This is a genomic window from Streptomyces sp. NPDC045846, assembly GCF_056431605.1.
In genome coordinates this window covers 377,675-396,357 of sequence record NZ_JBWKKJ010000008.1, presented here as the reverse complement: position 1 = coordinate 396,357, position 18,683 = coordinate 377,675, and the positions used below count along the sequence as shown (strand labels likewise).

General features: G+C 73.3%; 17 protein-coding genes. 4 read left to right on the top strand and 13 right to left on the bottom strand.

Annotated features, from left to right (window positions below):
* Positions 1-4: 4 nt before the first annotated feature.
* From AC07F3_RS24490 to AC07F3_RS24480, 3 genes are all read right to left on the bottom strand, one after another.
* On the bottom strand, positions 5-1,486 hold the full coding sequence (locus tag AC07F3_RS24490) for a GuaB1 family IMP dehydrogenase-related protein (RefSeq protein ID WP_479116572.1): 1,482 nt from the start codon (positions 1,484-1,486) through the stop codon (positions 5-7).
* An 89-nt stretch (positions 1,487-1,575) separates the two neighbouring features.
* Positions 1,576-1,920, bottom strand: coding sequence for a barstar family protein (locus tag AC07F3_RS24485; protein ID WP_479116571.1), 345 nt, complete (start codon positions 1,918-1,920; stop codon positions 1,576-1,578).
* The gene (locus AC07F3_RS24480) at positions 1,917-2,339 is read right to left on the bottom strand and encodes a guanyl-specific ribonuclease (protein ID WP_479116570.1); all 423 of its coding nucleotides are present in this window, start codon (positions 2,337-2,339) and stop codon (positions 1,917-1,919) included. The genes AC07F3_RS24485 and AC07F3_RS24480 overlap by 4 nt, the downstream gene beginning before the upstream one ends.
* Before the next feature lie 71 nt (positions 2,340-2,410).
* Here AC07F3_RS24480 and AC07F3_RS24475 point away from each other — a divergent pair, with 71 nt between their 5' ends.
* From AC07F3_RS24475 to AC07F3_RS24465, 3 genes are read left to right on the top strand one after another with little or no spacing between them, the layout of a single operon-like run.
* On the top strand, positions 2,411-3,994 hold the full coding sequence (locus tag AC07F3_RS24475; protein WP_479116569.1) for an ATP-dependent DNA ligase: 1,584 nt from the start codon (positions 2,411-2,413) through the stop codon (positions 3,992-3,994).
* Between the two features lie 4 nt (positions 3,995-3,998).
* Positions 3,999-5,348 (top strand): glutamine synthetase family protein, encoded by a 1,350-nt coding sequence (locus AC07F3_RS24470; protein WP_479116568.1) that lies wholly within the window; start codon positions 3,999-4,001, stop codon positions 5,346-5,348.
* Entirely contained in the window at positions 5,349-6,437 is a 1,089-nt protein-coding gene (locus AC07F3_RS24465; RefSeq protein WP_479116567.1) for an amidohydrolase family protein, read from the top strand. It abuts the gene before it with no gap.
* A 34-nt stretch (positions 6,438-6,471) separates the two neighbouring features.
* On the opposite strand, the gene AC07F3_RS24460 is transcribed toward AC07F3_RS24465, so the two are convergent.
* The 4 genes from AC07F3_RS24460 to fmt form a co-directional block, all read right to left on the bottom strand.
* Positions 6,472-7,521, bottom strand: coding sequence for a sugar-binding transcriptional regulator (locus AC07F3_RS24460; RefSeq protein WP_100577311.1), 1,050 nt, complete (start codon positions 7,519-7,521; stop codon positions 6,472-6,474).
* 93 nt (positions 7,522-7,614) lie between these two features.
* Positions 7,615-8,298 carry a ribulose-phosphate 3-epimerase gene (gene rpe, locus AC07F3_RS24455; RefSeq protein WP_479116566.1) on the bottom strand — a complete coding sequence of 228 codons (684 nt, stop codon included), beginning with the start codon at positions 8,296-8,298 and terminating at the stop codon, positions 7,615-7,617.
* Positions 8,299-8,525: 227 nt separating this feature from the next.
* Entirely contained in the window at positions 8,526-9,983 is a 1,458-nt protein-coding gene (locus AC07F3_RS24450; protein WP_479116565.1) for an RsmB/NOP family class I SAM-dependent RNA methyltransferase, read from the bottom strand.
* A 38-nt stretch (positions 9,984-10,021) separates the two neighbouring features.
* Positions 10,022-10,966, bottom strand: coding sequence for a methionyl-tRNA formyltransferase (gene fmt / locus AC07F3_RS24445; protein WP_479116564.1), 945 nt, complete (start codon positions 10,964-10,966; stop codon positions 10,022-10,024).
* A 336-nt stretch (positions 10,967-11,302) separates the two neighbouring features.
* Here fmt and AC07F3_RS24440 point away from each other — a divergent pair, with 336 nt between their 5' ends.
* Positions 11,303-11,842, top strand: coding sequence for a hypothetical protein (locus AC07F3_RS24440; protein ID WP_479116563.1), 540 nt, complete (start codon positions 11,303-11,305; stop codon positions 11,840-11,842).
* Between the two features lie 65 nt (positions 11,843-11,907).
* Here AC07F3_RS24440 and AC07F3_RS24435 read toward each other — a convergent pair whose 3' ends face one another.
* From AC07F3_RS24435 to AC07F3_RS24410, 6 genes are all read right to left on the bottom strand, one after another.
* Positions 11,908-14,049, bottom strand: a complete 2,142-nt coding sequence (locus AC07F3_RS24435; RefSeq protein WP_479116562.1) for a primosomal protein N' — start codon at positions 14,047-14,049, stop codon at positions 11,908-11,910.
* Positions 14,050-14,162: 113 nt separating this feature from the next.
* Positions 14,163-15,371, bottom strand: coding sequence for a methionine adenosyltransferase (metK, locus tag AC07F3_RS24430; RefSeq protein WP_479116561.1), 1,209 nt, complete (start codon positions 15,369-15,371; stop codon positions 14,163-14,165).
* 220 nt (positions 15,372-15,591) lie between these two features.
* Positions 15,592-16,824: a bifunctional phosphopantothenoylcysteine decarboxylase/phosphopantothenate--cysteine ligase CoaBC gene (coaBC, locus tag AC07F3_RS24425; protein ID WP_479116560.1), complete on the bottom strand. Its 1,233-nt coding sequence runs from the start codon at positions 16,822-16,824 to the stop codon at positions 15,592-15,594.
* 103 nt (positions 16,825-16,927) lie between these two features.
* Complete coding sequence (rpoZ, locus tag AC07F3_RS24420) at positions 16,928-17,200, bottom strand: DNA-directed RNA polymerase subunit omega (protein ID WP_005319902.1); 273 nt, start codon at positions 17,198-17,200, stop codon at positions 16,928-16,930.
* Positions 17,201-17,319: 119 nt separating this feature from the next.
* Complete coding sequence (gene gmk / locus AC07F3_RS24415) at positions 17,320-17,913, bottom strand: guanylate kinase (protein ID WP_114038048.1); 594 nt, start codon at positions 17,911-17,913, stop codon at positions 17,320-17,322.
* 38 nt (positions 17,914-17,951) lie between these two features.
* A complete protein-coding gene (locus AC07F3_RS24410; RefSeq protein WP_053724505.1) occupies positions 17,952-18,275 on the bottom strand; it encodes an integration host factor in 324 nt (107 codons plus the stop codon).
* Positions 18,276-18,683: the final 408 nt, after the last annotated feature.

Here is an 18,683-nt window from a genome sequence, read left to right as displayed (position 1 = left end):
GCGGCTAGCTCCAGCTGGCGTGCAGCGGCTTGCCCTCGGCGTAGCCGGCCGCGGACTGGATGCCGACGACGGCCTTCTCCTCGAACTCGGCGAGCGAGGAGGCACCGGCGTAGGTGCAGGAGGAGCGGACGCCCGCGATGATCGAGTCGATCAGGTCCTCGACACCCGGACGGGTCGGGTCGAGGAACATGCGCGAGGTGGAGATGCCCTCCTCGAACAGGGCCTTGCGGGCCCGGTCGTAGGCGGACTCGTCGCTCGTGCGGTTCTTGACCGCGCGGGCGGAGGCCATGCCGAAGGACTCCTTGTAGAGATGGCCCTCGGCGGAGGTGTGGAGGTCGCCCGGGGACTCGTACGTCCCGGCGAACCAGGAGCCGATCATGACGTTGGAGGCACCGGCGGCGAGCGCCATGGCGACGTCGCGCGGGTGGCGCACTCCGCCGTCGGCCCACACGTGCTTGCCGAACTTCTTGGCCTCGGCGGCGCACTCCAGGACGGCGGAGAACTGCGGCCGGCCGACACCCGTCATCATCCGGGTGGTGCACATGGCGCCGGGGCCCACGCCCACCTTGATGATGTCCGCGCCGGCCTCGATGAGGTCGCGCACGCCCTCGGCGGCCACGATGTTGCCCGCGACGATCGGGACCTGCGGGTCGAGACCGCGCACGGCCTTGATCGCGGCGATCATCGACTCCTGGTGGCCGTGGGCGGTGTCCACCACGATGGTGTCCGCGCCGGCGTCCAGGAGCTGCTTGGCCTTGCCCGCCACGTCGCCGTTGATGCCGACGGCGGCGGCGATGCGCAGCTTGCCGTTGGCGTCGGTGGCCGGGGTGTACAGGGTCGCGCGCAGGGCGCCCTTGCGGGTCAGGATGCCGGCGAGGCGGCCGTCCTTGTCCACGGCGGGGGCGTAGCGGCGGTTGGCGTTGTCGAGCTTGTTGAAGGCCTCGCGCGGGTCGATGTCCGCGTCGAGCAGGAGCAGGTCCTTGGCCATGACCTCGGACAGCTGGGTGAAGCGGTCCACGCCGGTCAGGTCCTGGTCGGTGACGACACCGATCGGCTTCTGGTCGGCGTCGACGACGACGCCCGCGTTGTGGGCCCGCTTCGGCAGCAGGGCCAGCGCGTCGGCGACGGTCTGGGTCGGGGCCAGGACGATGGGGGTGTCGAGCACGTGGTGACGCGTCTTGACCCAGGTGATGACGTCGGTGACGACCTCGATCGGAATGTCCTGGGGGATCACGACGATGCCGCCACGGCGGGCCACGGTCTCGGCCATGCGGCGGCCGGCGATCGCGGTCATGTTGGCGACGACGAGCGGGATGGTGGTGCCCGTGCCGTCGGGGGAGGCCAGGTCGACGCCCTGGCGGGAGCCCACCGCGGAGCGGCTCGGCACCATGAACACATCGTCGTACGTCAGGTCGTACGGCGGCTTGATGTCGTTGAGGAAACGCACGTGCTGAACATCCCAGTCGTTCGAGGTGGCCCCAGGCATTTCAGCCAGGGGAAAAGCACGTAGTTCATTGTCCCATGTTCGTACGATTGCGCTGCCCGGGCCGATCGTCCAGGGACGGGACGGTGGGCCTAGTGCGATCCTCCGAGCGCGAGGTGCACGGCCAGGGTTCCGTGGGGTCCCGACCCGGCCGAGGCGTCCAATACCTCCTGGGCGGTGGCCCACTCCTCGGGCCGCCGGGCGGCGTACTCCTGCCAGTGGGTGACGACCAGGAGGCGGCCGGGGTCGGCCGGGCCCCAGTCGGGGTCGCCCAGCGAGTCGGCGAGGGCGTCCCAGTTCCGGCCGAACCACTCGGGCAGCCGGAGCGCGGTGGCCACGCGGTCCATGAACGCGGCCTTGCCGGTGACCCCGTCGAGGTCGAGGACGTCGACCTGCCACCCGGCGGCCCGTACGGAGTCGAACGGTTCGGCCGTCATCGCAGCACCGCCTTGAACGTCTTGTAGTGATCGCCGGTGTAGTAGAACTCGCCACCCTGCCCCGTGACGAGGCGCCGTGCGCCGCGGTCGCGGGAGTTCGGGGTGTCGACGGTGTACTCGTGGTAGTAGCCGCGCTTCTGCTGCGGCAGGACCTTCTCGAAGTTGCCGAACACCACGCCGTCCTTGCTGTACGGGAACGGGCCGCCCTTGTCGATGAGCGTGAGGGTCTTCTGCGCCTCGGGCGGCAGCTGGGCGGCCGGGACGGTGGCCATCCCCTTGACCCAGGCGGGTGTGGAGGCGGCCGCGGAGGGCTTGGTGCCCGCCGGTTTCGTGCTGTCCTTGCCCCCGCAGCCGACGAGCAGCACGGCCAGGCACGCGAGCACCGAGGCGAGGGCGATCCGGGCAAACCTGTTGATCATGCTCCGATGCTCCCATCCGGCGGCGCCGCGAGCGAATGCGTACCCGGTCGTTTCCGGGTCAGGATGGACGCATGCTGCTCGCCGACGTGGCCGGGACCTCGGCCGAGATCGCCGCCACCTCCTCGCGGTCCCAGAAGTCCGCGCTGCTCGCGAGGCTGTTCTCGGCCACCGAACCCGACGAGGCGCCGCTGGTGGTGACCTATCTCGCGGGGCGGCTGCCCCAGCGGCGCACCGGGCTCGGCTGGAACACGCTCAAGGACCGCCCGCCGCCCGCCGCCTCGCCGACGCTCACCGTCAGGGACGTCGACGCGGCGCTCGACCGGATCTCGGCGGTGGCCGGGAAGGGCGCGCAGGGCGAGCGCAGACGGCTGGCCGGGGAGCTGATGGCGGCGGCCACCGAAGAGGAGCAGAGGTTCCTGCTCTCGCTGATCACCGGCGAGGTGCGCCAGGGCGCCCTGGACGCGGCCGCCGTCGAGGGCCTCGCGGCGGCGGCCGGCGCTCCGGCCGCGGACGTGCGGCGCGCGGTGATGCTGGGCGGCTCGCTGGGCACGGTGGCCCGGGCGCTGCTCGCCGGGGGCCCGGCCGCGCTCGCCGCCTTCCGGCTCGATGTGGGACGCCCCGTGCTGCCCATGCTCGCGCACAGCGCGAAGGACGTCGCCGAGGCGCTCGACCGGCTCGGCCCGTGCGCGGTGGAGGAGAAGCTCGACGGCATCCGCGCCCAGGTCCACAAGGACGGCGACGCGGTACGGGTCTTCACCCGCACCCTCGACGAGATCACCGAGCGCCTGCCCGAAGTGGTGTCCGCCGCACGGGAGTTGACGGCCGATCAGGCGGTGCTCGACGGCGAGGTGATCGCGCTGGGGGACGACGGGCGGCCCCGCTCGTTCCAGGACATCGCCGGACGCGTCGGCTCCCGGCTCGACGTCGCGGGCGCCAGCGAGCGGCTGCCGCTCTCCCCCGTCTTCTTCGACCTGCTGTCGGTGGACGGCCGCGACCTGCTCGACCTGACGGTGGGCGAGCGGCACGCGGAGCTGGCCCGCATCGCGCCCGAGCCCCGCCGCGTACGGCGGTACGTGGTGGAGGACCCGGACGACCCCGAACAGCGGCGCGCCGCCGAGGAGTTCGCGGCCGCGACGCTGGAGCGCGGGCACGAGGGCGTGGTCCTCAAGGCGCTCGACTCGACGTACGCGGCGGGGCGGCGCGGCTCCTCGTGGCTGAAGGTCAAGCCCGTGCACACCCTGGACCTGGTCGTCCTCGCGGCCGAGTGGGGCCACGGCCGGCGCACCGGCACGCTCTCCAACCTGCATCTGGGGGCGCGCCGCGAAGACGGCACGTTCGCCATGCTCGGCAAGACGTTCAAGGGCCTCACCGACGCGCTGCTGGCCTGGCAGACCGAGCGGCTGCGCGAGTTGGCGGTGGCCGAGGAGCCCTGGGGGGTGCGGGTGCGGCCGGAACTCGTCGTCGAGGTGGCCTTCGACGGCGTACAGAGATCGTCAAGGTACCCGGCGGGGGTGACACTGCGGTTCGCGCGGGTAGTGCGCTACCGCGAGGACAAGAGGGCCTCGGAGGCGGACACGGTCGCGACAGTCATCGCTCCCCCTGGTTCTCGGCTCGGCTCGAACGGGGGGAGCTCCCATCGCGACGGAAGGGACTGAACCGGTGGAGCAGGGTCACAACGGGGTAGAGCGGGAGCAGGCACAACGGCGGGGGCGGGAGGCGGGGCTCGCGGCCGCCAGGCTGACCGCCGAGGGAGTCCGGGCGGTCGCGCTGACCTGGGTGGACGTGGCGGGCCTGACCCGCGTCAAGGTCGTGCCGACCACACGGCTCGCCCAGGTCGCCGCCCACGGGGTGGGCATGTCCCCGGTCTTCGACGTGTACCTGGTGGACGACTCGGTCACCAGCAGCCCCCACATCGGCGGCCCCGACGGCGACCTGCGCCTCGTCCCCGACCTCAACCGGCTCACCGTGCTCGCGGCCCAGCCCGGCTGGGCATGGGCGCCGGTCGACCGCTTCGAGCAGTCGGGGCAGGCCTACGACGCCTGCCAGCGGCAGTTCGCGCGCCGGATGACCCAGCGGGCCGCCGAGCGCGGCATCGAGCTGCGGATGGGCTTCGAGACGGAGTGGATCGTGGACCCGCCGCTCGCGGGCCCGGCCTACGGGATGGCGCGGATCGTCGAGCGCTCGGCGTACGTGGGCGACGTGGTCGGCGCCCTGGAGGCGCAGGGCGTCGAGGTCCTGCAGATCCACCCGGAGTACACACCGGGCCAGTTCGAGGTGTCGGTCGCCCCGGCCGACCCGGTGGGCGCGGCCGACCTCGCGGTACTGGTCCGCGAGACGATCCGGGCGGTCTCGCTCCAGCACGGCCTCACCCCCTGGTTCGGGCCGGTCGCCGACCCGGAGGGCGTCGGCAACGGCGGCCATGTCCACCTCAGCCTCTGGCAGGACGGCCGCAACCTGTGCCGGGGCGGCGAGGGCCCGGCCCGGATGACCGCGACCAGCGAGGGCTTCCTCGCCGGCATCCTCGACGCGCTGCCCGCGCTGCTCGCCATCGGCGCTCCGACCCCCGCCAGCTACCTGCGGCTGACGCCGTCCAGCTGGGCCGGCGCCTTCCAGTGCTGGGGGCTGGAGAACCGCGAGGCGGCGCTGCGGTTCGTCGCGGGGCCGCCCGGCGCCGAGGACGCGGCCAACGCCGAGGTGAAGTCCTTCGACCCGGCGGCCAACCCCTACCTCGTGACCGGCGCCCTCATCGCCGCGGGGCTCGCCGGGATCGACGCGGGCCTGCGGCTGCCCGAGCCGGTGGCGGGCGACCCCGTCAACGCCGACGGCGTCCGGCGGCTGCCCACCTCGCTGCCCGAGGCACTCAGCCACTTCACCGAGTCGGCGGTGCTGCGCGAGGCGCTCGGGGACCGGCTCTTCGAAGCGATCGTCGCGGTGCGCCAGGCGGAGACGAAGCTCTTCGACGGCCGGACGCCGCGGGAGATCGCCGAGGCCACGCGCGGGAGGTACTGAGTGCCGCCGCTCGTCGACCACCACTGTCACGGCGTGCTGCGCTCCGACCCCGACGACGCCGCCTTCGAGGCGTTCCTGACCGAGTCCGACGCCCCGGCCGCGGACGGCACCAGCTTCTTCGACACCCAGCTCGGGTTCGCGGTGCGCCGCTGGTGCCCGCCGCTGCTCGGTCTTGAGCCGCACTGCCCGCCGGAACGCTATCTGGCCCGCCGTCGCGAACTGGGCGCGCCGGAGGCCAACCGGCTGCTCCTGCGCGCGAGCGGCATCAGCGCGTTCCTGGTCGACACCGGCCTGCCCGGCGACCTGACGACCCCGGCCGAGCTGGCCGAGCTGAGCGGGGCGGGCGCGCGCGAGATCGTACGGCTGGAACAGCTCGCCGAGCGCACCGCCGAGGGGGTGCGGGATCCGGACAACTTCCTGTCCGCCCTCGCCGGCGCGATCGGCGCCGCCGCCAGCGACGCGGCGGGCTTCAAGTCGGTGGCCGGATACCGCTACGGGCTGGATCTGGCGCCCGAGCCACCGGGCCCGGCCGAGCTCCGCGCGGCCACCGCCGCCTGGCTGGGCGCGGGGGCCGGGCGGGTCACCTCACCCGCGCTGCTGCGCCATCTGCTGTGGTCGGCGGCGAACACGGGGCTGCCGCTCCAGCTGCACACCGGGTTCGGCGACCCCGACCTCAGGCTGCACCGCTGCGACCCGCTGCTGCTCACCGACTTCATCCGGGCGGTGCGCCCGACGGGCTGCCGGGTGATCCTGCTGCACGGCTACCCGTACCACCGGAACGCGGCCTATCTGGCGCAGGTGTATCCGCATGTGTACGCCGACGTGGGGCTCTCGCTCACGCACACCGGGGCCCGGGCCGGGGCGGTGCTCGCCGAGTTCCTCGAACTGGCCCCGTTCGGCAAGCTGCTGTTCTCGACGGACGCGTACGGCCTCGCGGAGCTGTACGTCGTGGGGGCGCGGCTCTACCGGGAGGCCCTGGACCGGCTCCTGAACGGCTGGACCGGGTCCGGGGCCTGGTCGGCCGCCGACGCGGAACGGGTGGCCGCGCTGGTGTCGGCGGGCAACGCGGAACGCGTCTACGGCACGTGACGCGGGGGTACCGGGGGCGTTCGCCCCCGGTACCTCAGATCCCGTCCGGGTCGGCGCGGTCCAGCGCGGGGCGCGGCTTGGGGCCGGTCTCGTTCAGAAGGAAGTCGGCCGCGGCGGTGTCCGTGACCAGGCTGGTCACCAGGCCGGAGCGCAGCACCGCGTCGATCGCGGCGGCCTTGCGCTGGCCCCCGGCGATCGCCACGACCTCCGGGATGCGCCGCAGCCGGTCGGCCTCCACCGTGATGCAGCGCTCCCCCAGGTCGCGGCCGACCCGGCGGCCCTCCGCGTCGAAGAGGTGCGCGGACATCTCGGCGGCGACACCGAGCGAGGCGTAGTGCGCCCGCTCCTCGTCGGTCAGCATGTCGTGGACGGTGGAGATGCCGGGCTCCCACGAGCCGATGGAGACCGCGGCGACCGTCACCTTGTCGAAGTACTCGAAGGCGCGGGCGATGCCGGTCTGGTTGCGCAGCGCGGCGGCGGTGGCCGGGTCGGGCAGCAGCATCGGGGCGTAGATGGGGTGGGCCTCGCCGCCGGAGACCTGGGCGGCCCGGCGCACGGCCTCGACGGAGCCGCGCTCGGCGGTGCCCGCGTCGTACACCCCGGTCAGCTGGACGACCGTGCAGGGCGGCAGCCGGTCGAGGGCGGCGGCCATGTGGATGGTGGAGCGGCCCCAGGCCAGGCCCAGCACGTCGCCCTCGCTGACGAGCTCGCCGAGCAGATCGGCGGCGACCTCGCCGAGGTTCTCCGGATCGGGAGAGGTCTCCTCGCCCTCGGCCGGGGACTCGACGACCACGGCGTGCCGCAGGCCGTAGCGGGCGCGCAGGGCGTCGGAGCGCTCCGCGTCCAGTTCGGCGGGGACGCGGATCTCGATCCGTACGAGGTCACGCTCCAGGGCGGTCTCCAGGACCCGGGCCACCTTGAAGCGGCTCACGCCGAACTCCTCGGCGATCTGGATCTTGGACTTCCCCTCCAGGTAGAAGCGGCGGGCCATCGCCGCCGCCTGCACCAGCTCCGCGGGTCCCATCCGCAGGGCTGACCGACCCGCCGACATTGCAGACACCGCGATCTCCTCACTGCTGTTCACAAACTGCTGTTCACGCACCGGACTCGCTGTTCATCCTGTCAGATCCAACGGTCCTTGATCAGCCCCGAAGGGTTCCGTTCACTCAGTGGCGGCTCAGTGTGCGCATGCCCAGGGTGCGAGCGCCGTCGCCTGTTCAGCCAGCGAGCGGAGGCCACGCACCGCTTCGGCCGGATCCTGGGCTCCGTAGACGGCCGAACCGGCGACGAACACGTCGGCCCCGGCCTCGGCACAGCGCTCGATCGTGGAGGCCGAGACGCCGCCGTCGACCTGGAGCCAGAGTTCAAGTCCGTGTTTGCCGATCAGCTCCCGGGTCCGGCGGATCTTCGGCAGCATGATGTCGAGGAAGGACTGACCACCGAAGCCGGGCTCGACCGTCATGATCAGCAGCATGTCGAGCTCGGGGAGCAGGTCCTCGTACGGCTCGATCGGCGTCGCGGGCTTCAGCGCCATCGAGGCGCGGGCGCCCTTGGCGCGGATCTCCCGGGCCAGCCGCACGGGGGCGGCGGCCGCCTCCACGTGGAAGGTGACCGATCCGGCCCCCGCCTCGACGTACTGCGGGGCCCAGCGGTCCGGGTCCTCGATCATCAGGTGGCAGTCCAGCGGGGTGTCCGTCGCCCGGCTGAGGGATTCCACGACGGGCACCCCCAGCGTCAGGTTCGGCACGAAGTGGTTGTCCATGACATCGACGTGGAGCCAGTCGGCGCCTTCGACGGCCCGTGCCTCGTCGGCCAGCCGGGCGAAGTCCGCGGAAAGGATGCTGGGGTTGATCTGAGCCATGCCCCAAGCCTGCCATGCCCTGGGCAACTTGCCTGCCACAGTGCCGGTCGAACCCTGACCGGATCCGGGCGGCCCGGGCGATCCTGCCGGTTCGTCCGGGTTCCGCGGGCGATCGTGCGCCCGGCGACGGGCGCGGCCGGAGCCCCTCCCGCACCACGGCGACCACACCGTGACACGGACAACTCCGTTACCGGAGCGCCGAGTTGAGGCTCGCGGCCCGTCCCTCGTCAGCCCGTGCGCCGCAGCAGCGCCAGATACATGGCGTCCGTGCCGTGCAGATGCGGCCACAGCTGGACGTCCGGGCCCTCGCCCAGGCCCGCGACGCCGGGCATCAGCGGGCGCACGTCGATCCACTCGGCCTCGACGGGCTCGGCGCCGCCGCGCCCCTTGAGGACGTCCTCGACGACGACCCGCGTCTCGGCCAGGTGCGGCGAGCAGGTGGCGTACCCGACGACGCCGCCGACCCGCACCGCCGACAGGGCCTCGCGCAGCAGCGAGCGCTGGAGCGGCGCGAAGCCGTCCAGGTCCTCGGGACGCCGGCGCCAGCGGGCCTCCGGACGGCGGCGCAGCGCGCCGAGGCCGGAGCAGGGGACGTCGACCAGAACGCGGTCGAAGGACTGGGGCAGCCACGGCGGGCGGGTGCCGTCGGCCGCGATGACCTGGTACGGGCCCGGGTTGCCGGCCAGCGCGCGCTCCACCAGGCGGGCCCGGTGCGGCTGCTTCTCCGAGGCGAGCAGGGTGGCGCCGCGGCCCGCGGCCAGCGCGGCGAGCAGGGCGGCCTTGCCGCCGGGACCCGCGCAGCCGTCCAGCCAGCGTTCGTCGCGGCCCTCGACGGGGGCGTTGGCGAGGGCCGCGGCCACGAGCTGGCTGCCCTCGTCCTGCACGCCGGCCCGGCCCTCGCGCACCGCCTCCAGGGCGCCGGGCTCGCCGCCCTCGGCCATCCGCACCGCGTACGGCGACCAGCGGCCGGGCAGGGCGCCCTCCTCGCCGAGCGCGTCGAGCAGTTCGTCGGTGGTGGAGCGTCCGGGGCGGGCGACCAGGGTCACCTCGGGGCGCTCGTTGTCGGCCTCCAGGAGGTCCTCGATACCCGCCCGGCCACCGCCGAGGGCGTCCCACAGCGCGGAGACGACCCAGCGCGGATGCGAGTGCACGACCGCGAGGTGGTCCTCGGCGTCGTCCTCGTAGGAGGGCGCGACCTTCTCCAGCCAGCCGTCCAGGTCGTCCGCCGAGATCTTGCGCAGCACGGCGTTGACGAACTTGGCCCGCCCGTCGCCGAGCACCACGCGCGCCAGCTCCACGCTCGCGGAGACCGCCGCGTGCGTCGGGATCCGGGTCCCTAGCAGCTGGTGCGCGCCGAGCGCGAGCACGTCGAGCACCGGCGGGTCGACCTCGCGCAGCGGCCGGTCGATGCAGGCCGCGATGATCGCGTCGTACGTGCCCTGGCGGCGCAGGGTGCCGTAGACGAGTTCGGTGGCGAGCGCCGCGTCCCGGGCGTCGAAGGTGCCGCCCTCGCGCGCCTTGCGGAGCAGCGGGGGCAGCACGAGGTTGGCGTAGGCGTCGCGCTCGTCGACGGCCCGCAGCGCCTCGAAGGCGAGGATGCGGACGGGGTCCTTCTTGGGCCGGCGGTACGGCTTGCCGCCCTTGCCCGCGCTGGGGTTCGGGCTGCGACGTGGCGAATCGTTCACGTGAAAGGTGCTCCGCGGATCAGATGGGGCGAACCCCCTCAGCGTACGTCCGCCCCGCCCAGGCGCTCACCCGGGGCGATCCGGACGCCACGGGCCCAGTCCGCGCCGCGCATCGGCTTCTTGCCCTGGGGCTGGACCCAGAGCAGTTCCACGGCGTGCGAGCCGGTGCCCACGTACACGTTGTTCTTGGCGGCCGAGAGCTCGCCGGGCGCCAGGTCCGTGCGGTCGGTGACCAGCGCCGCCTGGATGAGCTTGAGGCGCTCGCCGCGGAAGACGGTCCAGGCGCCGGGCGCGGGGGTGCAGCCGCGCACCACCCGGTCGACGCGCAGCGCCGGGGCGGCCCAGTCGACGAGCGCCATCTCGACGGTGATCTTCGGGGCGAGCGAGATGCCGTCGGCGGGCTGCGGAACGGCCTTCAGGGTGCCGTCCTCGATGCCGTCCATGGTCGCGGCGAGCAGCCCGGCGCCCGCGAATGCGAGCCGGGTGAGCAGGTCGCCGCTGGTGTCCGTGGGGAGGACCTCCTCGGTGACCGTGCCGTAGACGGGGCCGGAGTCGAGGCCCTCCTCGATGAGGAAGGTGGCGGCGCCGGTGATCTCGTCGCCCGCCATGACGGCGTGTTGCACGGGCGCGGCCCCGCGCCAGGCGGGCAGCAGCGAGAAGTGCAGGTTGACCCAGCCGTGGGCCGGGATGTCGAGGGCGACCTTGGGCAGCAGCGCCCCGTACGCGACGACGGGGCAGCAGTCCGGCGCGATCTCGCGCAGCCGGGCCAGGAACTGCTCGTCCCGCGGCTTCGCGGGCTTGAGCACCTCGATGCCGGCCTCCTCGGCACGCTCGGCCACCGGGCTCGCCACCAGCCTGCGCCCGCGCCCGGCGGGCGCGTCGGGCCGGGTGACGACCGCGGCGACCTCGTGCCGGCCGGAGGCGATCAAGGCGTCCAGGGCGGGAACGGCGACCTCGGGGGTGCCTGCGAAGACGAGCTTCACTGGGGGTTACCTCGCTTTGTCGAGAGCGGCGTCCCAGTCTATGGGCCCGCGGGCGGCGGGCGTACGCGCAGGTGCGCCGTGCTGTGCGGGTGGCCCGGCGAAGCCGTACGGCAGGGGCGTACGGGGACTTGTGCGCCCCGTGCATATGCCCATACGCCCCCGCAGCGTGACCACAACAGGAGGTAGCGCGTTGGTCAAGAGAGATTGACCGATCCGGGCCGCCTGCGCGGCCCGCACCTTTTCAGCACCCACGGCACGTCAACACAGCACCAGAAGTTCGCAGCACCAGCACCGTCTCCACCCTCCCTTTTCATCGCCGGTTCGAGAGGCTTGCTCATGGCCGACCACGCAACCCACGACGCCCAAGCGCGGGCCAGCCTGCACCTGTTGGTACGGGACATCGAGCGGGTCCGCCGGCAGGTGGACGCACTGCGCACCCTCACCGCGCAGTTGGGCAACGTCTACCGCCCGCGCCGCTCCGGCCCTTCCACGGGCTTCGTCGTGTACGGCCGCGCCCCGGCCCCGACCGTACGGCTCGCGCAGGAGCTGCGGGACAGCGTCGAGACGCTGGTGACCGCGGCCGTCGACTTCGACCGCTCCCTCGGTTTCTCCTGGGACGCGGTGGGCTCGGCGCTCGGCGTCACCAAGCAGGCGGTGCACCGCCGTTACGGATCGCGCCGGGCGACCGCCCAGAGCGCCGGCCAGGTCGACGCCGAGCGTCCGGCCGAGGCGACGGCGACACGCACCCTGCCGCCGCTGCCCCCCATGCCCGCGGTGCCCGCCGCCCGCTCGATGCCTCCGCAGCCGACGGCGAGCAGCCAGTCCCTGCGCGAGGACGTCCGCACCAGCGCCTTCCCCGGCCCCCGCAACGGCTGACCCGCTTCCGCCCCTTCGTGCCCTCGCGTCCCCACGGACCGCGGGGGCACACCCATGTCCGGGCGTCAGCCGATGTCCGGCGGGTCGATCCTGATCCGCACCGGGTCCCCGCCGCCGCGGGCCAGCCGACCCGCCTGCGCGGCCTTGAGGGCGGCGGCGAGCGCCGCACCCCTGCCCGGCGGCACCCGCACCAGGGCCCGCTCCCACCGCTCCCCCACCGGCGGGTCACCGGGCCGGCGCGGCCGTCCGGGATCGGCGACCGGCAGCGGGACGGGCCCCAACACCTGTGCCTCGGGCGGCAGTTGGGCCGCCGCGAGGAAGGCCTCGACCGCCTCGGGACGGCCGATGGCCTCGGCCATCCGGGAGACCGGCGGGAAGTTGAGCTCGGCCCGCTCGGCCAGCTCGCGCAGGGCGTGCCCGACCGGGTCCCAGCGCACCAGCGCCTGCACCGGACGCAGCGTGGGCTCGGCGACCACGACCACGGTGCCCCCCTCCTCCTGACCGCGCACGAGCGAGGCCGCCGAGATCCAGCGCCGCAGCGCCTCCTCGCCGGCCCGGATGTCGGGCCGGCTGAGCATCGCCCAGCCGTCCAGGAGCAGCGCCGCCGCGTACCCGCCCTCGGCGACCGGCTCGGCGCCCGGCGTGGACACCACGAGCGCGGGCTGCGCGGGCACGCTGTCCAGGACGTGGTCACGCCCCGAGGTGCGCACGGGCACGGCGGGAAAGGCGCGCCCGAGCTCCTCGGCGGTCCGCCGGGCACCGACGATCTGGGCACGCAGCCGGTGCGCGCCGCACTGCGCGCAGTGCCAGTCGGCCTCCGCCGTCCCGCACCAGGCGCACCTCAGCTCCCGCTCGTCCGGCGCCTGGAGCGGACCGGCGCACCGCCCGCACCGGGCCGGCTCACGGCAGCGGGCGCAGGCCAGCCGGGGCGCGTAGCCACGCCGGGGCACCTGCACCAGGACGGGGCCGCTCTTCAGCCCCTCGCGCACCGCCTGCCAGGCCAGACTCGGCAGCCGGGCCGCCCGCGCGGCCTCGTCGCGCGCCAGCTCCCCGTCCCCGACGGTGCGCACCAGCGGGGCGGCGGCGCGGGCGACCGTGCGGTCGGCGACCAGGGGGGCGGCCCATCCGCTCTGCACCAACTGCGCGGCCTCCACCGTGCAGCTCGTACTCCCGAGCAGGAAGCCGCACTTGTCGTGCGCGGCCCGCAGTTCGAGCACCTCCCGCACATGGGGGAAGGGCGCGTTGTCGTCGCTGTGGCTGGAGTCGCCGTCCTCCCACACCACGACGAGCCCGAGGTTCTCGACCGGCGCGAACATGGCCGCGCGGGTACCGACCACGGCCCGCACCGCGCCGCGCCGCACCGCGAGCCACTGCCGGTAGCGCCGCTCCGGCCCGGACTCGGCGGTCAGCAGCGCGTGCCGCCCCTCGCCGAGCAGGGCGGTCAGCGCCGCGTCCACCCGGCCCGCGGCGCGCCCGTCCGGCACGACCACGAGGGCGCCCCGGCCGGAGGCGAGCGTCGCCCCGACGGCCCGCGCGATCTCCTCGGCCCAGTGCGGCCCGGGCAGCGCGGTCCACACCGCGCGGGGCGCGCCGCCGGTGGCCAACGCCCGGAGGAACGCGGGCCCTTGCTGATACCGCTCCCAGCTCCCGGCGGCGGGCTCGGGCGGCGGCGGGGGCGGTTCGGGCGACGGCTTGGCCTCGGCCCGGGCGTTCCGGGGCGGGACGGCTAGTTGCAGCACGTCGGCGAGGCTGCCCGCGTACCGGTCCGCCACGGCGCGGGCGAGCGCCAGCATCTCCGCGCTGAGCACGCGCTCGGGCGAAACGACGCCGGCCAGCGCGGCCAGCGGGCCCGCGTAGTCGGACTCGGCCCGCCGCTCGACGACGAATCCGTCGATCAGCCCGCCGCCCTCCCGGCGCCCGTCCCGCACGTTGCGCGTCCCGGCCCCGAAGCGCACCCGCACGCGGACCCCCGGCTGCGCGTCGGCGTCGAGCTCCTCGGGCACGGCGTAGTCGAAGTACTGGTCGAGGTGGAGCACCCCCTTGTTCACCACGACCCGGGCGACCGGCAGCTCCTTGGCGAGCGCCGCCCCCCGCCAGGTCCGCGGCTTGGCCCGGGGCACCTTGGCCCCCCGCACCGTCTCCCGAATGAGCGCAAGCTGCTCCGGCCCATCCCCCTGGGCGCCCCCGCGTTCGTTCTCGCTGCTCACAGCCAAATTCCTACCAGACCGGACTGACAACGGCGGTGGGCGGACGGCCGGCGGGCGCACGAGGGCCCCGGACCGCGTTCGGTCCGGGGCCCTCGTGGGGTGCGCCGGTTCGGTTACAGGCCGGCGGCCCTGCGCAGGGCGTCCACGCGGTCCGTGCGCTCCCAGGTGAAGTCGGGGAGCTCGCGGCCGAAGTGGCCGTACGCCGCGGTCTGGGCGTAGATCGGGCGGAGCAGGTCGAGGTCGCGGATGATCGCGGCCGGGCGAAGGTCGAAGACCTCGGTGATCGCGGTCTCGATCTTCTCGTTGTCGACCGTGTTGGTGCCGAACGTCTCGACGAACAGACCCACCGGCTCGGCCTTGCCGATCGCGTACGCGACCTGGACCTCGCAGCGCGCGGCGAGGCCCGCGGCCACGACGTTCTTGGCGACCCAGCGCATGGCGTACGCGGCCGAGCGGTCGACCTTCGACGGGTCCTTGCCCGAGAAGGCGCCGCCGCCGTGGCGGGCCATGCCGCCGTAGGTGTCGATGATGATCTTGCGGCCGGTCAGACCCGCGTCGCCCATCGGGCCGCCGATCTCGAAGCGGCCGGTCGGGTTGACCAGCAGGCGGTAGCCGTCGGTGTCCAGCTTGATGCCGTCCTCGACGAGCTGCCCCAGGACGTGCTCGACGACGAACTCGCGGATGTCGGGGGCGAGCAGCGACTCCAGGTCGATGTCGCTCGCGTGCTGCGTGGAGACGACGACCGTGTCGAGGCGGACGGCCTTGTCGCCGTCGTACTCGATGGTGACCTGGGTCTTGCCGTCGGGGCGCAGGTAGGGGATGGTCCCGTTCTTGCGCACCTCGGTCAGGCGCCGCGAGAGGCGGTGCGCGAGGTGGATCGGGAGCGGCATCAGCTCGGGCGTCTCGTCCGTGGCGTAGCCGAACATCAGGCCCTGGTCGCCCGCGCCCTGCTTGTCGAGCTCGTCCTCGTCGCCCTCGACCCGCGTCTCGTAGGCGGTGTCGACACCCTGGGCGATGTCCGGGGACTGGGCGCCGATGGACACCGAGACGCCGCAGGAGGCGCCGTCGAAGCCCTTCTTCGACGAGTCGTAGCCGATTTCCAGGATCTTGTCGCGCACGAGCTGGGCGATCGGCGCGTAGGCCTTGGTGGTGACCTCTCCGGCCACGTGCACCAGGCCCGTGGTGATGAGGGTCTCCACGGCGACGCGGGAGGTCGGGTCCTCGCGCAGGAGCGCGTCGAGGATCGTGTCGCTGATCTGGTCAGCGATCTTGTCGGGGTGACCCTCGGTCACAGACTCCGAGGTGAAGAGACGACGGGACACAACGCTCCCTGGGGTTGCAGCGGCTGCTGGCTGATCATGGTAGGTCGCGCCGGGAGCTGCGCCCGGCTGCGTTCCGAGACCAGTTTATCGGTCGGTTCTGTTCGATGGACCACGTGTCTCGATCCGTGGAGTCCGCGGATCTCCGGATCCGGCCGCCCCGGTGTCCGGGGCAGCGGACCGGCCGGCCCGGGATCACGGCGCGGTACGCGGTCCCACCGCGTCAGGCGGGCTCTGCGGAGGTGGCGTCCGTTTGTCCGAAACGCCTGCCCACCAGATCCCACACCACATCGGCGAGGGCTTCCTTGGGGCCGTACGGGACCGGCGTCTCGGAGCCGTCGGCCCCCAGCACGACGGCCTCGTTCTCCTCGGAGCCGAACGTCTTGCGCTCGCCGACCTCGTTGACGACGAGCAGGTCGCACCCCTTGCGCTCCAGCTTGAGGCGGCCGTTGGCGAGGACGTCGTCCGTCTCGGCGGCGAAGCCCACGACCAGTTGCTCAGGGGTGGCCCGGTGCGCGGAGATCTCGGCGAGGATGTCCGGATTGCGCACGAGGGTGAGCGGCGCGGGCTCCTCGCCGTCCTTCTTCTTGATCTTCCCGGCGGCGTACGTCTGCGGCCGGAAGTCGGCCACCGCGGCCGCCATGACCACGGCGTCGGCGTCGGCCGCGGCCTTCAGGACGGCCTCGCGCAGCTGGACGGCGGTGCCGACGCGGACCACGTCGGCGCCCGCCGGGTCCGCGAGCCCGGTGTTGGCCTCGATCAGGGTGACCCTGGCCCCCCGGGCGACGGCGGTCCGCGCGAGGGCGTACCCCTGCTTGCCGGAGGAGCGGTTGCCGAGATAGCGGACGGGGTCGAGGGGCTCGCGCGTGCCGCCCGCGCTGATCACCACGTGCCGTCCGGCCAGATCCCGCTCGGCGCTCCCCCGCGCGAGCACCCGGCGGCAGAGCTCGAAGAGCTCGCTGGGGTCGGGCAGCCGGCCCTTGCCGGTGTCGACGCCGGTGAGGCGGCCGACGGCGGGCTCGACGACGACCGCGCCGCGGCGGCGCAGGGTCGCCACGTTCTCCTGGGTGGCGGGGTGCTCCCACATCTCGGTGTGCATCGCGGGTGCGAAGACGACCGGGCACCGGGCGGTGAGCAGGGTGTTGGTCAGCAGGTCGTCGGCCAGCCCGTGGGCGGCCTTGGCCAGCATGTCGGCGGTGGCGGGCGCCACGATCACCAGGTCGGCGTCCTGCCCGATCCGCACGTGCGGCACCTCGTGGACGTCCGACCAGACCTCGGTCGAGACGGGGTGGCCCGAGAGCGCCGACCAGGTGGCGGCCCCGACGAAGTGGAGCGCCGACGCGGTCGGCACCACCCGGACGTCGTGCCCCGACTCGGTCAGCCGCCGCAGCAGCTCGCACGCCTTGTAGGCGGCGATGCCGCCGCTGACCCCCAGAACGACCTTCGGCTTGGCCATCGGAAAACTCGCCTCTCCCCGCGCGCCTGATGCGTGTACGTACCCATGACACACCACAGGCCCGGCAGTCGCGCTGCCGGGCCTGTGGTGGAACGTTCTGTGCCTACTGGGCGGGGCCCTCGATGGCCTCGGAGGTCAGCAGACCCGCGTTGATCTCGCGGAGCGCGATCGAGAGCGGCTTCTCGTGGACGTGGGTGTCCACCAGCGGGCCGACGTACTCGAGCAGGCCCTCACCGAGCTGCGAGTAGTACGCGTTGATCTGGCGGGCACGCTTGGCCGCGTAGATCACCAGGCTGTACTTCGAGTCGGTGGCCTCGAGGAGCTCATCAATCGGAGGGTTGATGATGCCCTCGGGCGCGGTAATGGAAGAGGACACTCTCTGCCTTCCGATGGGGATCGAAGATGTGAGTCGGATGTCAGTCGGGCGTCGGTCAAGCACCGGCCGAGGTGGCGTGAACCACATCGGCGTCAGGTGAATGACGTCACACGACCCGATCAAACAACTCGCATCAAGGCTAGCAGCTCACGGGCCACGTCCTCGACCGAGGTGTTGACCAGGGTGGTGTCGAACTCGGCCTCGGCGGCCAGCTCGACCTTCGCGGCGGCCAGGCGGCGCTCGATGACCTCGGGTGCCTCGGTGCCCCGGCCGGTGAGCCGGCGGACCAGTTCGTCCCAGCTCGGCGGCGCGAGGAAGACGAGCTGGGCCTCGGGCATCGAGCCGCGTACGAGCCGGGCGCCCTGGAGGTCGATCTCCAGGAGCACGGGCTCGCCCGCTTCGAGGCGCTCGAGCACGGCGTTGCGCGGGGTGCCGTAACGGTTCCCCGCGAACTCGGCCCATTCGAGCAGTTCGCCGTTGGCGACGAGCTTGTCGAACTCCTCGTCGTCCACGAAGAAGTACTGCACGCCGTGGCGCTCGCCGGGGCGCGGCTTGCGGGTCGTCGCCGACACCGAGAGCCAGACCTCGGGGTGGACCTTGCGCATATGAGCGACGACCGTGCTCTTGCCGACCCCGGAGGGGCCGGAGAGCACGGTCAGCCGCGGACGTGCGTCCGGGGGTACGGGGGTGGTCCCCCGGGGTGTTGCTGCCATGCGGCGATTATTCCAGCTTCTCGGGTATGCCCGAGACGTCAGGCCCCGGAGCCGCCGAACTCGCGCTCAAGGGACGCGATCTGATTGGAGCCGAGCCCCCGCACGCGGCGGCTCTCGGAGATGCCGAGCCGCTCCATGATCTGCTTGGCACGGACCTTGCCCACGCCGGGCAGGGACTCAAGGAGGGCGGAGACCTTCATCTTCCCGATGACGTCGTTCTCCTGGCCCGACTTGATGACCTCGTGGAGCGAGGCGCCGGAGTGCTTGAGTCGATTCTTGACCTCGGCCCGCTCCCGGCGAGCCGCGGCGGCCTTTTCGAGCGCGGCTGCGCGCTGTTCAGGGGTAAGGGGCGGAAGAGCCACGCCTACGTCACCTCGGATGTCGAACTGTCGGATACGGACCGGTGAGGAACCTAATCGCCCCACACCAGGCGAGCAACGAACAACGCACTCGCGCACGTGCTCGTCTGCTCTCGTCGGAGACTAGCGGCCAAGGCCGCTCCAGTCAGCGAGAACAGACGAAAAGTCCTGGTCAGCCTCAGCCGACCGGGACTTTCCGGACAAAACACCCTGGTTTTGAGTAAGGAAATTGTCAACGTTCCGTGTGCGCGTGCCCCGCGGCCTCCGCCGACGGGCCGTTTCGCGTTCCGCGGACCGGGTCCTGGGCCGTCCCGGCACGTCCGGGAAGCGGGGGGGGGGGGGGGGGGGGGGGGGGATGGGGGGGGGGGGGGGGGGGCACCGACGCCCAGAGGGTGAAAGGAGAGAGTTGTG

Bases quoted from the DNA above. Each gene is read 5' to 3' on its own strand.
- AC07F3_RS24490 (WP_479116572.1), bottom strand. From the start codon at position 1,486: ATGCCTGGGGCCACCTCGAACGACTGGGATGTTCAGCACGTGCGTTTC.
- AC07F3_RS24485 (WP_479116571.1), bottom strand. From the start codon at position 1,920: ATGACGGCCGAACCGTTCGACTCCGTACGGGCCGCCGGGTGGCAGGTC.
- AC07F3_RS24480 (WP_479116570.1), bottom strand. From the start codon at position 2,339: ATGATCAACAGGTTTGCCCGGATCGCCCTCGCCTCGGTGCTCGCGTGC.
- AC07F3_RS24475 (WP_479116569.1), top strand. From the start codon at position 2,411: ATGCTGCTCGCCGACGTGGCCGGGACCTCGGCCGAGATCGCCGCCACC.
- rpe (WP_479116566.1), bottom strand. From the start codon at position 8,298: ATGGCTCAGATCAACCCCAGCATCCTTTCCGCGGACTTCGCCCGGCTG.
- AC07F3_RS24440 (WP_479116563.1), top strand. From the start codon at position 11,303: ATGGCCGACCACGCAACCCACGACGCCCAAGCGCGGGCCAGCCTGCAC.
- coaBC (WP_479116560.1), bottom strand. From the start codon at position 16,824: ATGGCCAAGCCGAAGGTCGTTCTGGGGGTCAGCGGCGGCATCGCCGCC.
- gmk (WP_114038048.1), bottom strand. From the start codon at position 17,913: ATGGCAGCAACACCCCGGGGGACCACCCCCGTACCCCCGGACGCACGT.